The 13,737-nt window shown below is 60.3% G+C and carries 7 protein-coding genes; all 7 read left to right on the forward strand.

Annotation, left to right across the window (positions count from 1 at the left end; genetic code table 11):
• The first annotated feature begins 55 nt into the window (after window positions 1-55).
• The gene (locus ACKVY0_RS11080; protein WP_409214879.1) at window positions 56-2,929 is read left to right on the forward strand and encodes a PQQ-dependent sugar dehydrogenase; all 2,874 of its coding nucleotides are present in this window, start codon (window positions 56-58) and stop codon (window positions 2,927-2,929) included.
• A 112-nt stretch (window positions 2,930-3,041) separates the two neighbouring features.
• Window positions 3,042-4,301 (forward strand): M14-type cytosolic carboxypeptidase, encoded by a 1,260-nt coding sequence (locus tag ACKVY0_RS11085; protein ID WP_409214880.1) that lies wholly within the window; start codon window positions 3,042-3,044, stop codon window positions 4,299-4,301.
• A 114-nt stretch (window positions 4,302-4,415) separates the two neighbouring features.
• A complete protein-coding gene (locus ACKVY0_RS11090; protein WP_409214881.1) occupies window positions 4,416-6,386 on the forward strand; it encodes an acetylxylan esterase in 1,971 nt (656 codons plus the stop codon).
• A 55-nt stretch (window positions 6,387-6,441) separates the two neighbouring features.
• Window positions 6,442-9,816 carry a hypothetical protein gene (locus ACKVY0_RS11095; protein ID WP_409214882.1) on the forward strand — a complete coding sequence of 1,125 codons (3,375 nt, stop codon included), beginning with the start codon at window positions 6,442-6,444 and terminating at the stop codon, window positions 9,814-9,816.
• Window positions 9,817-10,040: 224 nt separating this feature from the next.
• Window positions 10,041-12,254, forward strand: coding sequence for a c-type cytochrome (locus ACKVY0_RS11100; protein ID WP_409214883.1), 2,214 nt, complete (start codon window positions 10,041-10,043; stop codon window positions 12,252-12,254).
• Window positions 12,255-12,314: 60 nt separating this feature from the next.
• Window positions 12,315-13,433 (forward strand): right-handed parallel beta-helix repeat-containing protein, encoded by a 1,119-nt coding sequence (locus tag ACKVY0_RS11105; RefSeq protein ID WP_409214884.1) that lies wholly within the window; start codon window positions 12,315-12,317, stop codon window positions 13,431-13,433.
• A 20-nt stretch (window positions 13,434-13,453) separates the two neighbouring features.
• On the forward strand, window positions 13,454-13,737 hold a 284-nt coding region (locus tag ACKVY0_RS11110; protein ID WP_409214885.1), incomplete at its 3' end, for a hypothetical protein.

Raw genomic sequence — 13,737 nt, forward strand, 5'->3', positions numbered from 1 at the left:
ACGCGAACGTTCACTGACTCAGAACCGCACAGAGGACTGTGCGGACCACTTTTCAATGATCCGCTCCATTTTTCTCCATCTGTGGCTTGTTTCGACCTGCGCGCTTGCTCAGGAGCGTGTGCCGTGGACGGCTTCGCGCATTCACGGAACACCAGAGCCACCGCCGCCTTATGTCGTGGAGCGGCTTTATCCGGAGCTGACGTTCAAAAAGCCCCTGGATGTCACGCCATTGCCTGGCAGTGATCGACTAATCGTGCTCGAAGAGACAGGGCGAATGTTGTCCTTCGTTCCTGGCAGCAATAAAGCCGATCTCTTCGGCGATCTCGCCGAGTTTGATCGCGAGATCGCTCGTTCGTTTGCGCTCACGTTTCATCCGCGCTTCAAAGAGAACCGTTTCGTGTTCACCTGGATCGTGCAGGACTTGAAGGGCGAGGATTTCCGCGAAAATGGCTCACACATCGTGCGCTTCCGCGTCACCGATGAATCACCGCCCAAGCTTGATCTCAGCAGCGCGAAGGAGGTCATCTCGTGGCGTGCCGGTGGTCACAATGGGGGCAATTTGCGCTTTGGCCCCGATGGCATGCTCTACATCTCCACGGGCGATGGCACCAAGCCTGACCCGCCGGATTCGAGCGTCACCGGGCAAGACATCAGCGACTTGCTTTCGAGCGTGCTGCGCATCGATGTCGATCATCCTGAGGCAGATCGCGCTTACAGCATTCCGAAGGACAATCCCTTCGTCGATGTGCCGAAAGCGCGTGGTGAAGTGTGGGCCTATGGACTGCGCAATCCATGGCGCATGAGCTTCAATCCCAAGAATGGCGAGCTGTTCGTCGGTGATGTCGGTTGGGAGTTGTGGGAGATGATTTATCGCATTCAGCGTGGTGGCAACTACGGCTGGAGCATCACCGAGGGCGGCAAGCAAGACGTGCGGCCAGATCGTGTGCGTGGCCCATCGCCGATCCTGCCGCCGCTCGTCGCGCACTCCCATGAAGAGGCTGCGAGCATCACTGGCGGTGAGTTCTATCACGGCGACAAGCTGCCCGAGTTGAAGGGCGCGTATCTCTACGGCGACTGGCAGATGGGCACCTTCTGGTCGCTGCGCACGGAGGGCGACAAAGTCACCGAGCATCGCGAACTCGCGCGCAGCTCGCTCATGCCAGCGGGATTCAGCATCGGCCACGATGGCGAGTTGAACATCGTCGATCATAGCGGTGGCGGCTTGTGGCGACTGGCGAGAAATCCGCGCTCAGGGCAGAACTCCAACTTTCCGCGCAAGCTCAGTCAAACCGGACTCTTTAGCGACACGCTCAAGCAATCGCCCGAGCCCGGCGTCTTGCCCTACGAGATCAATGCGCCGCGCTGGGCGGATCACGCGGTCGCGCAACGCTGGGCTGCCTTTCCTGATCAATCGGGCGTCACTGTGGCCGAGGAATCCAAGGGTGTGGTGCTGCGTGGCCGCTGGGGATTCCCTGCGGGAGCTGTGCTGGCGAAAACTTACTCGCTCGACCTGGAGCGCGGCAATCCCGCCACGCGCCGCCGCATTGAAACGCAGATCCTGCATTTCGATGGCAGCCTGTGGGGCACGTATAGCTATCGTTGGAACGCCGAACAAACCGACGCCGAACTCGTGCCGAAGCAAGGCGACGAAGCAACCTTCACCGTGAAGGACAAAGCCGCGCCTGGCGGCCAGATGCAGCAGCGTTGGCGATTTTACAGCCGCAGTGAATGTGCCCGCTGTCACACGCTCATGAATAGCTTTGCGCAGAGCTTCAGTGCGCTGCAACTCGACCGCACGACGCCGCATGAGCAGGGCGATCAGCTCGATGTCTTCACTAGCCTCGGCCTCACGCCCACAGAGCCGCGATTCGCCGATCCGCACGGCTCCGAGGGCAGTTTGGAAGTCCGCGCTCGCAGCTACCTGCATGTGAATTGCAGCGTCTGTCATCGCTACAACAGCGGCGGCGGCGTGCCGAGCTACATGAATATCGAGGCGCTGCTGAAAGAGTCCAAACTCATCGACACCAAGCCCGTGCAAGGTGATCTCGGCCTGCCTGATGCACGAGTCATCGCCAGCGGTGATCCAGCGCGCAGTGTGCTGCTTTATCGCATGGCCACCGCTGGTCGCGGGCACATGCCCTACCTCGGCAGCCACCTTGTCGATGATCGCGGCCTGCTCGTCGTGCGCGATTGGATCGCCAGCATGGGCAACAAGGCACGCGACCTCACCGCCGCCACCATCTCGCAGCGCAAAGCCGAAGACCAAGCGCTCACCCAACTCCAGGCAGGTGACAGCACGCAACTCGATCAACTCCTCGCCACCAACAGCGGCGCCCTCAGCGTGCTGCTCGCCATCCTCGATGACAAACTCAGCGCCGACCTCCGCGCCCAAGCCATCGCCAAAGGCAGCGCCATCACCGAGCCGCTGCGTCGCGATTTGTTCGAGCGATTCCTCCCCGAGTCCCAACGCCGCAAAGTCCTCGGCCCCGACTTCAAACCCGCCGCTTTGCTTGCCATGAAAGGCGATGCGACACGCGGCAAGACTTCGTTCTCCGGCGTCTGCATCGCCTGCCATCGTGCCAACGGAGTCGGCATCGACTTCGGGCCCGACCTCAGCCACATCGGCACGAAATGGAACCGCGCGGCGATGCTGGAGCAGATACTCACCCCGTCGAAGCTCATCGACCCGCAATGGCAACTCACGACCCTTGAACTCAAAACCGGTGACAGCAAAGTCGGCTTCATCACCGCCCGCACCGACACCGAACTCACACTGACAGTGGCCGGTGGCCTCACCGAAAAGATCGCCACGGCCCAGATCACCAAAACCACCACCGCACCCGTTTCCATGATGCCCGAAGGTCTCTTGCAAACGATGACAGCTCAAGAGTCCGCCGATTTGTTGGAGTATTTGGATTCGTTGAAGTAGTCCCTTTTGATATTTCCCACGGATTCAGGACGACCACGGATGATATGATTTTGTATTCCAATCCGTGGTCGCCCTGAATCCGTGGGATAATTCTTCTTCCCAGAGATCCAAAATGAAACCCCTCGTCGTTGCCCTCGCACTCTCATCAATCTTTCTCTGCCAAAGTTCCACAGCGGCCGACATCACCGTCGAGTCCAACTTCGAAGGCGCTTCCGTCAGCGTGGTGGAGATCGACCAAACAGCTCGGAGCATCAGCTTCATGCCCGGTGGTGATCCGACGCGTGGCTGGCCGTGCTGGTGGTATTTCAAAGTGAATGGCATCACGCCGGGCGAGACGATCAAGCTGCGGCTGCGTGGCTCGACGGCGGTGACTTCGATGCCGGGTGGGCCTTTGGTGAAACCGCTGGCGCCCTCCTGGGCGATGCCGGAGATGGCGACGTTTTCCACAGATGGCAAAGCATGGCTGCACACCGAGAAAGGCGTGAAGGAGGGCGATGTGATGACTTACACGATCAAAGCGGAGACGACGTCGGTGTTGGTGGCTTGGGGGCCGCCTTACACGCCAAGCACGGCGGCGGCATTTGTGCATGCGATGAACGAGAAGTCGCCCCATGCAAAAGCTGAGGAGCTGTGTCACTCACGCGAAGGTCGCGCGGTGCCGATGCTGCATGTGCAGGAGGGCGAACGCACCCCGGCGCAGCGCTTTGGCGTGTGGGTGCAGGCGCGGCAACATGCGTGGGAGAGTGGATCGAGCTGGGTGGCGCAGGGCTTTGGCGAATGGCTGCTCAGCGATGATGAGGATGCGGCGTGGTTGCGACAGCATGCGGAGATTTTCCTGGTGCCGATCATGGACATCGACAACACCGTGACAGGCAACGGCGGCAAAGACGCGCAGCCGCAGGATCACAATCGCGACTGGTCACCGCAGCCGCACTGGAACGAAGTCATTGCCGCGCAGAAGCAGGTGAGCGGCTTGATCCAGGAAGGCCGCATGGATGTCTTCCTTGATCTGCACAATCCCGCGCCGGGCGATCCCACGTTCTTCTACATCCTCGAAAGCAGCGCGCTGAAGGAGCCGATGATCGGCCTGCGGGACCGCTTCATCGAGCTGGCCTATGGCCGCATCAGCAAGATCAAGCCGCTCATTCCCATGAGCAACAAACCCAAAACCACCGGACCAGCGTATCATCCGCTCTGGCGTCAGATCAGCGCGAACTGGGTGAGCATGAATGGCAATCCGCACACGGTGAGCCTGTGCTTGGAAACCATCTGGAACTACAAAAACAGCACCACCGAAGGCTATCGAGCCGTCGGTGCGAATCTCGCCGCTGCGGTGCGCGAGTATCTCTCGGAAAGGCCCGTCAGGCCTTGATGCCGCTCTTTGTGATGGCTGCCCTCACAAACTGACGCGCAATGCGATGCATTACCGAAAGATATGCAGGCTTATCCTCCTTTGCATCCAGTTGCCCGTCCAGAAACCCACTTCATGAATCGATCTCGTACTCTCCTGTGTTCAGCTCTTCTCGCTTCTTGCGGAACCCTAGCGGCCGCTGAGCCACCGCAATCAGTCACAGAACTCTGGGCTGATTTTGATCCGCGAAAAGACCCGCTCGAAAACGAAATCCTCAAGGAGTGGGAACTGGATGGGGTAGTCTGCCGGATCGTTCGCTATCAGGTCGGAGTTTTTAAAGGCGCGCCGTCTCGGGTTGCAGCTTTTTATGCCTTTCCAAAAGGTGGAACGAAACTGCCAGCGCTCGTCGAAATGCACGGTGGCGGGCAGTCAGCTTCGCTCAACAGCGTGGTGACTTACGCGAAGCGCGGATATGCGGGCATTTCGATCAATTGGGGCGGCAACAAGATGAGACTCGGCCAGGAGACCTGGAATGGCCCGCAGACCGACTGGGGCAAACTCGATGCCACGCATCCTCCACAGCGCAACAAGACGAACCACTTCGCGGGCGGACTCACGCCGGATGAATACACGCTCGACGCCGTCGAGTCGCCGCGGAACAGTAACTGGTATCTCGTGTTGATGGCTGCACGCCGCGCCATCACGTTTCTGGAGCAGCAGCCGGAAGTGGACGCGACGCGGATCGGTGCGCATGGGCATTCCATGGGTGGCAAGCTCACGACCAATCTCGCAGGAATCGACAAGCGCATCAAAGCAGCGGTGCCATCGTGTGGCGGATCGGGCGACCTTCTGGAAAACGAAGACGTGGTGCCCGGCGGCAGCAGAACGAAGCGCACGTCCATGGAGCTGGCCTGCATTTCCGACAACGCCTACATCCCACTCATCACCTGCCCGGTGCTGTGGCTCTCGCCCACGAACGACTTCCACGCGCACATCGACAACATGGCGTGGAACTGGCGCAACGTGCCCGACGAGCGCCTGCGCTTCAGCATTACTCCGCACCTGAACCACCGTCACACAGACGAGCACGCCATCAGCGAATACCTGTGGTTTGAGGAGCACTTGAAAGGTGCGGCATTCAAGATGCCGCGCACGCCGCAGATGGTGCTGGATCTCAAGACCGCCGACGGTGTGCCGCACCTCACGGTCACACCAGATGACTCGCAGCCCGTCCAGCGCGTGGAAATTTATTACTCGCTCGACCCGCATGCGCTCACCCGCTTCTGGCGGGATGCGAAGGCTGCGAAGACGGGCAACCAATGGAACGCGCCCTGCCCGGTGATGAATCTCGATCAGCCGATCTTCGCCTACGCCAACGTCATCTATAATACCCCGGCTCAATACCAGACCGGACCGCAGAAGGCGGGGCAGGAAGGCAGCGCCGTCTTTGCCATCAGCTCCCGCATGCTCTCAGGCGCACCAGCGAAGTTGCAGGAGGCCAACGTGAAGGCAACGGACAAACCCGAACGGCTCATCGATGACGGCGCACGCGGCTGGCACGACTGGTATTTGCTGAACTGGGGGCATCCGCCTTTGTGGACAGCCACCACGCGCAAGCTGAAGGATACCAAATGGCGCGGCCCGGACGGGGCGACGCTGCACTTTGAAATCCAATGTCAGACCGATAACCAGCTCGTGCTCACCTGCAATTGCAACGCATGGGGCGCCATGATGCCCGGCAAACCCGCAGTTGACTACACAGCAGTCAAAAAGCTCAGCGCCTCCAATGAATGGCAGACCGTCTCCGTGAAGCTTAGCGAACTCATCGCCACTGATCCCAAAGTCACTGCTCCGCTTGCCAATTGGCAAATCGTCACCGAGTTCAGCATCAGCCCCAAGGGCGAGGTCGTAAAGGACGGTCAGAAAGTGAAAGTAGATGGCAAGGCTTGGCAAGGACCGAGGGAGATCCGGAACCTGCGCTGGGAAGGTGGCGAGTATTCGCGCCAAGCGACCACCGGTATCACGCTGAGTCCCGAGGAGTTTCAAAAGAACTTCAACGACGCCATCAAGAAGTCACTGGAGCAGGAGAAGCTGGATCGGAAATAGGCATCCCATGCGTTTTGCAGTCTCTTGTCCTGAACCCATATCACCTACTAACCCCATGAGCATTTTCAGAACTTACGCTGCTCTTCTACTCATCACATCCGCCCTCAACGCCCAGACCATACCGCTCAACGATGCCAATGCTCTCAGCGCCCAGTTCCGCATCGGCGCAGCGGGAAAAGTGGCGGTGATGTTCAAGTTTACCGATGGCAAGATGCAGACGCTGCTCGGCGAGGTGAAGGCAGACACGCTGAAGCGCACGGTGAAGAAGGATGGCAAGAAGGTGCCGGAGACGGTGCCGATGGCGGATGGATGGATCGAGTTCACCGGCGCGGGCCTGCGGTTTGAGTATCACAGTCGGCCGCGACTCTCGCGCTACACGGAGGCGCAGCAGGCGGACTTGGCGAAGGTGTGGGACACGCTGCCGGCGGCTTCGCAGTGCTGGGTGCCGATGGAGGTAAGGGCGGAGGCGGGAGGCGCGGAGTTGTGGATGGATGGGCGATACTGTGGTCGCGTGGCGAGTGAGGCGCGGCTCACGGAGGTGAGTTTCAAGCTGGAAGCGGGTGGCGAGGTGCGTGGCGAGCGGACGTTCTCGCGTGCGGACAGTGGCATGTTTCTGCCGCTGGATGTGCAGCGCAGCGCGCGGCCTGGAGTGATGAAGGAGGCGAGTGTGTCGCTGAAACCGGGGATGCAGCAGATCAAAGCGGTGCCGATGGTGGTGGCTGATGGCGCGGCCAATGCGGACGTCGGCGAGGCGAAGATGATGCAGGGGCCGCGATTCCTGGAGACGAATGAGTTCACCTCGCGCACGTCGCTGGATGGCATGAAGGAGTCGCTGCACTTCTCGGTGCCGCAGGCGTTTTATCATCGCGCCTGGGTGCTGTGCGCAGTGGAGCCGGATGCGAACAAGGACGCGGTGCTGACCACGCGGTTGACGCGTTTTGGCACTCAGGGCCGTGGCGGTGCCATCGCGGATACGACGCTCACGTTGCCGCGAGGCGATGAAAAACCGGGCGCGGGCATCGAGCAGGTGGGCACCGTGGAATACGTGAGCGCCGACAAGAAAAAGACCACGGTGCCGCTGTATCTCGTGCGCGTGGATTTGAAGGCGGGCGACATCCTCGATCTGCTGGCGGACACGAAGGACCCATACGCCGCGATGAAGATCGGGCCGTATCTCGACTTCGAGTTTCTCGGCAAAATGGGCGGTCTTGAATTGCAGATTGATCGCCGCCGCATGCCGCTGGCGACATCGACGAGCGCGGTGCATGTCTTCGGCGCGACCTTGGAAAAATCACCCGTGGAACTGCGGCTGAAGCAATCGCAACCCGGCAACATCTTCCACAACGACGAAATGCCGGAGACCACCGTGAGCCTGCGTGCGGTGCAGCCGGTGAACGGCGTGTTGCGCTGGGAAATTAGAGATGTGCATGGCAAGAAACTCGCCACGCAGGAGAAAGCGGTGTCGCTCGATGCCGCAGGTGCAGAGACGGACATCACGCTGCCTTTGACGATGCCGCAACTCGGCTGGTACGGGCTGCGCATCAGCGTGAATGACGAACGCGGTGAAACTTTGATGAAACACGAGGCCGCGCTTGCCCTAGTCGGCAAGGACACACGCACAGCGGGCTACGAATCGCCTTTTGGCACGTGGTGGTTCAATGGAGTTCATTACACCACGCGCGATCCCGCCATCGCCGGACCGCTTCTGCACAAGGCGGGGATGCGGCGCACAACGTTTTTCTGGACCAAAGACTCGGAGCCCGAACTCGCACCGTGGAAGGTCTCGCTGAATCAAATCAAGTGGCCCTTCCGGCTCGTGGATCTGCAAAATTGGCCTTCTGCCGAGGCGCGCGCGGAGAAGGACATCACCGAGATGCTCCGGCGCTTCCCGCATTGCCAGTATGTCGATCTGTTTCACGAAAGCTACGATCCCGGGGCCTATCCGCCGGAGCTGTATGACGAGAAATATGTGGCGAAGGATGCCGCGCTCGCGCAGCGCGAGGATGAACTCTACGAACTCGGTCTGCGCGGCGCGAAGTTCTTCCGCGCCAAGTTTCCTCAGCTCAAAATCATCGCAGGAAACTCCGGCGGATCGATCGGTATGATCGCCGTGATGCTGCGGCGTGGCTTTCCGCGTGAGTTGATCGACTACCTCGGCAGCGAGGCCACCGGGCAAACCATCGCGCCCGAAAAGCTCAGTCCGCACACCTCCGGCGGCATCTGGCTGATGGGCGAGACAGCGCGGAAGCTCGGCTACGACATTCCGTTGGCGGGCTGCTTCGAGTTCACTTCGCGGCCCGAACGCGATCTCGATCCACAGCGAGCCGCCGAGTGGTATGCCCGTGATGTGATGATCGGCCTCGCGCATCGTTTTCCGACTGTCTCGCCCGCCGTGATCGAAGACGTGGGCAATGCCTACTACGATGCGCTGTGGGGCGCGGGCGGCTTGTGCCAGCGCCAGCCATTGCTCTACCCAAAGCCAGCCTATGTCGCCCAGGCCACACTCACGAAGGTGCTCGACGGCGTGAAGCTCACGCGCCAGCTCGACACGGGCTCATCGAGCGCCCACGCGCTGGAGTTCACGCGCGGCAAAAAGCACGTCTATGCCGTGTGGACGACGCGCGGCGAGTGCGAGATGCAAGTGGAGTTGCCAGCGGACAGCACACTCACACTCACGAGTTTCTATGGTGAGCAACGCGAGCAGACATCGAAGGACAAGCGGCTCATCGTCACGGCATCGAGCGCGGTGAGTTATTTCACCAGCCCAGTCGCCATCAAAGGCATCACCGCAGGCACACGACGTTTCCCGCAGCAATCACCACCGCCGGGCACACAAGTCGTCGCCAAAATGGACACCGCCACTGATTGGCAACTCGCCGAGGAACCCACACTCACCACCAAGGTCCGCGTGCCCGGCAAGTTCACCCTGAGCCAGCAGAACGATCCCGAGCACGGCCCCTGCATCGAAGTCGCGCTGCAAAAAAGCGGCGAACTGCCCGCCGTCGTTGGCGAATACACCGCGCTGAGATTGAAAACGCCCGCTCCCATTCCCGGCAAGCCGCACACCATTAGCATGTGGGTGAAAGGCGACAGCAGCTGGGGCCGCATCATGTGGGAAATCGAAGACGCCAAAGGCGAACGCTTCAGCTCTTCCGGCGGCTACGACGGCGGCGACTGGGGCAACTACAGCGCCCTCGATTTCGATGGCTGGTGCTTCATGAGCTTTCCCCTCACCGACGACTCGCCAATCAAGCACGTCGAACCCGGCAGCGGCCAGGGCCAGTGGAAGGGCACCACCGACGGACGTCTCGACCACCCGCTGAAACTCACCGGCATCTATGTCATCACCCATCGGCAGTCGTTGGATTTAACGAAGATGGTTCCGGTGAAAACACCGCTGCGCTTCAGGGATGTCAGTGTGATTGAATAGGCTCATAAATCCTGATATCGGTAAAAATCAGATGAACCAGAAATAGGCAGGAGAATGGGGCAAGAGAATGGATTTAGATTCTTCTGCCCCCATTCTTCCGCCTTTTCTAGCCACGTTATTTCCTGTGGGGCTTTCTGCAACGGAAGCGCATCAGGATATCCGAGGCTGCACAAAGTCACTGCATCTCTGCGTAGGAGTGCAGTCCCACGCCCAGCCAATCTCTCATGAATAGCATCCTCACCCGTCTGCCGATCCTTCTCCTTCTCGCCAGCCTCCGCATTCACCTCCTCGCCGCTGACGTGTCGCAACACGGCTGGAACCCCGACACGACCTTCCCGGTCCTCTCACCCGAGGAAGCCATCAAGACCATTGAGGTGCCTAAGGGCTACCATCTGCAATGCGTGGCCAGTGAGCCGATGGTGGAAGAGCCGGTGTCGTTCGCGTTTGATCCGAATGGCGCGCTTTATGTCTGCGAGTGGCGCACTTACATGCAGGATGAGTTTGCCACGGATCAAATGAAGCCTGTCAGCCGCGTGGTGAAGCTGGTGGACACCGATGGCGATGGCATCATGGACAAGCGCACCGTCTTCATCGACAACGCGCTGCTGCCGCGCACGGTCCTGCCGATGGGAGACCGCGTCATCGTGAGCTTCACGGGCGATAGCTCTTACTGGTCCTACTTTGACGACGACAAAGACGGCGTCTCTGACCGCAAGGAACTCATTTTCAAAACCGGCCCCGATAGCAGCAACATCGAGCATCAGCGCACCGGCATTCTGTGGAACATCGACAACGTCATCGCCACCAATGACGTGCGTTTTCGTCTGCGTGATGATGGCCAATTGCAGCCCATCAACTACCCCGACGGTCGCTTCAGCCAGTGGGGGCTGGCCCGTGATGACGATGGCCGACTCTACGGCACGCGTGCGGGTGGGGCGAACCCCGCACAGGGCTTCCAACTCCCTGCTGGCTATCCCGTGCTGCGTGTGCGTGAGCACGCCGAGGGCTACGGCACGCCTTACTCCATCTGCAAGGTGTGGGACGACTCCTCCGGCGGTTACAACTTCGACAAGCAGCACATCCTCACCAACTTCTCCGCCTGCTGTGGCCAGACCATTCTGCGCAGCCCACTGATGCCGGAATATTACGGCCACATGACCACTTGTGAGCCCGTGGGCCGCTTCATCCGCCTCAGCCGATTTGAGTGGAAAGACGGTCTCGCCATGGCGCACAATGCGTATCCGCAAAGCGAGTTCATCCGCAGCGCCGACGCCTATTTTCGCCCTGTGTGGACGGAAAACGGCCCCGATGGCTGCCTTTACATTGCCGACATGTATCGCGGCATCATTCAGGAAAAAGAGTGGTTCCCCACCGTGGTCAGTGCGGAGATCAAAGCGCGTTACGTCGAAGGTTATCGCAAAGACAAGCTCGTCGATTGGGTGGAGCGTTATCAGCGTGTTAAAAAGTGGGGCATGACCAAAGTGGTGCGTCACGGCCGCATCTACCGCCTCGTGCCAGATGGCAAAAAGCCAGGTCCACAGCCACGCATGCTCGATGAAAACTGCGTCCAACTCACCGCCCACCTCGCCCATCCGAACGGCTGGTGGCGTGACACCGCGCAGATGCTGCTGGTGAACAAACATGACCTCCATGCCGCTCCACATCTCGAGGCCATCGCTCGCGACCACAGCGACACGAACGCCCGCATCCACGCCCTCTGGACGCTCGATGGCCTCACGTCCCTGCCCAAAGACGTGCTGCTCGCCAACCTCAAGCACGCACAACCCCGCGTCCGCCGTGCTGCGGTGCAGATTAGCGAGAGCCTGCTCGCCAAGCATGATGCCGAGGTCGAAGCTGCACTCGCCACGCTCAGCAATGACCCTGATCCACAAGTGCTCGCGCAGGTCTATCTCGCCTACCACAGCATCAAGGCAGCCATTCCCCCCGCTCTCACCACCAAAGCACCCACACAGCCGCTTCTCGCCGCCCTCATCGACAAAGACAAAGCCACCGCCTCACTCGCCGAACTCGGCACCTCCGCCAAGCAAGGCCAGCAAATCTACCAGACTCTCTGCATCGCTTGCCACGGCCCCGACGGCCAGGGCGTCAAGCAAGGCGACAAACTCCTCGCCCCCGCCATCGCGCAAAGCCCTTGGTTTAAAAACAACGGCAACATCCCAACCCTCGCCCGCATCCTCCTCCACGGCCAGACCGGCCCCATCGACGGCGTCACCTACGGCGAAGGCGTCATGCTCCCGCTCGCCCAAGTCTATAACGACGAACAAATCGCCAGCGTCCTCAACTACGTCGGCGAACGCTGGCACCGCTGGAAAAAGCCCGTCCCCGCCAAAGCCATCGAATCCGTCCGCCAAGCCACCGCCGACCGCAAAACACCGTGGACAGCCGAGGAGCTCAACGCGCGGCTCAAAGCAAAGTAGCTGGAGGCTCAGCCGCTGATCAGCCACGCATTTCGCAACAGAAAGATCGCCAACCAAACCGTGAAGACCCCAATCCCATTTTTCTACTGCCAATCTTTTTGCCGACTCATTCTCACCACCCTCCTCACCGCCCTGCTGCTCGCGCCACTGGCTGCGCTGCGAGCCGAGGAGATCATTGTCCGTGATGCCGCCCAACTGCGCTCCGCTCTGCGCGCTTTGAGACCTGGCACGACGCTTAAAGTCAGTCCCGGTGAGTATCCCGGCGGCCACAGCGTTTCTGGAATCGAAGGAATCACGATTGAGGCGCTCGATCCCAAACAGCCGCCGGTGTTCAAGGGGGGCAAATCCGGCTTCCACTTCTCACGCTGCGCGGAGTTGACGCTGCGACATCTTCGCATCAGCGGGCAGAGCGAGAACGGCCTCAATCTCGACGACGGCGGCGACCTGGCGCATCCCGTCACCGGCATCACGCTCGAGCACATCGAAGTCAGTGACATCGGTCCCAAGGGCAATCACGACGGCATCAAGTGCTCCGGGCTCGACAAGGCGACGATTCGCGAATGCACCATCACCGGTTGGGGCGGGCAAGGCATCGACTTCGTCGGCTGTCATCGCTCGCTCATCAGTGGCTGCCATTTCATCGGCAAGGAAGGCTTCAGCGCCAGCGCTGGCATCCAACTCAAAGGCGGCACGAGCGACATCATCGTCGAGAAATGCCACTTCACGAACGCCGGCGAGCGTCCCATCAATCTCGGTGGCTCCACCGGCCTTGCTTACTTCCGACCGCAGGGCGCCAAGCATGAGGCGGCCCGACTCATCGTGCGCAACAACACCATCGAAGGCAGCCCTTGCGCCGCGGCTTTTGTGGGCGTCGATGGCGCGGAGTTTGTCGGCAACACCGTCCGGTATCCCGGCAAATGGATCTTCCGCATTCTGCAAGAGACGCAACAACCCGGCTTCGCCCCCTGCCGCAACGTCCTCATCAAAGACAACCGCATCACCTTCCGCCGCTCCCAGGTCCAGACCGACATCAACATCGGCGCAGGCACCGCGCCGGAGACCTTCCGTTTCGAAAACAATCACTGGCTAGCTGAGGACAGGCCGCAGGCGTCCAAACCCAGACTGCCCGTTGAGGAAAAGGGCGGCATCTATGGCCAGGCAAGCGGCAGTATAAAATGAACGGCAAGAAGCTCTGAGAAATGAAACCCACCCTCCCACTCCTCACCGCCCTGCTGCTCGCGCCGCTGGCTGCGCTGCATGCTGCCGATTTCAAGCTCACGCCTGAGCATGAAGCCGCCGTGAATCGGCAGCGCCGCATCTTTTCCCAGTATGATCCTGCGGCCGACATTCAGAAGAAGGGCGGGTTTGGTGCGGAGATGGATGTAGTGATGCGCTACGCATTCGATTTCGCCGACCTGACCGGCAGTCAGCTCGATGCGATCTGCATTGATGTCTCGAATGAAGGCGTCGCGCATTATCGCAG

This window comes from Prosthecobacter sp. (assembly GCF_046154365.1).
Lineage (GTDB): Bacteria > Verrucomicrobiota > Verrucomicrobiia > Verrucomicrobiales > Verrucomicrobiaceae > Prosthecobacter.

Coding starts and splice junctions, on each gene's coding strand:
- ACKVY0_RS11080 (WP_409214879.1), top strand. CDS start 56: ATGATCCGCTCCATTTTTCTCCATCTGTGGCTTGTTTCGACCTGCGCG.
- ACKVY0_RS11085 (WP_409214880.1), top strand. CDS start 3,042: ATGAAACCCCTCGTCGTTGCCCTCGCACTCTCATCAATCTTTCTCTGC.
- ACKVY0_RS11090 (WP_409214881.1), top strand. CDS start 4,416: ATGAATCGATCTCGTACTCTCCTGTGTTCAGCTCTTCTCGCTTCTTGC.
- ACKVY0_RS11095 (WP_409214882.1), top strand. CDS start 6,442: ATGAGCATTTTCAGAACTTACGCTGCTCTTCTACTCATCACATCCGCC.
- ACKVY0_RS11100 (WP_409214883.1), top strand. CDS start 10,041: ATGAATAGCATCCTCACCCGTCTGCCGATCCTTCTCCTTCTCGCCAGC.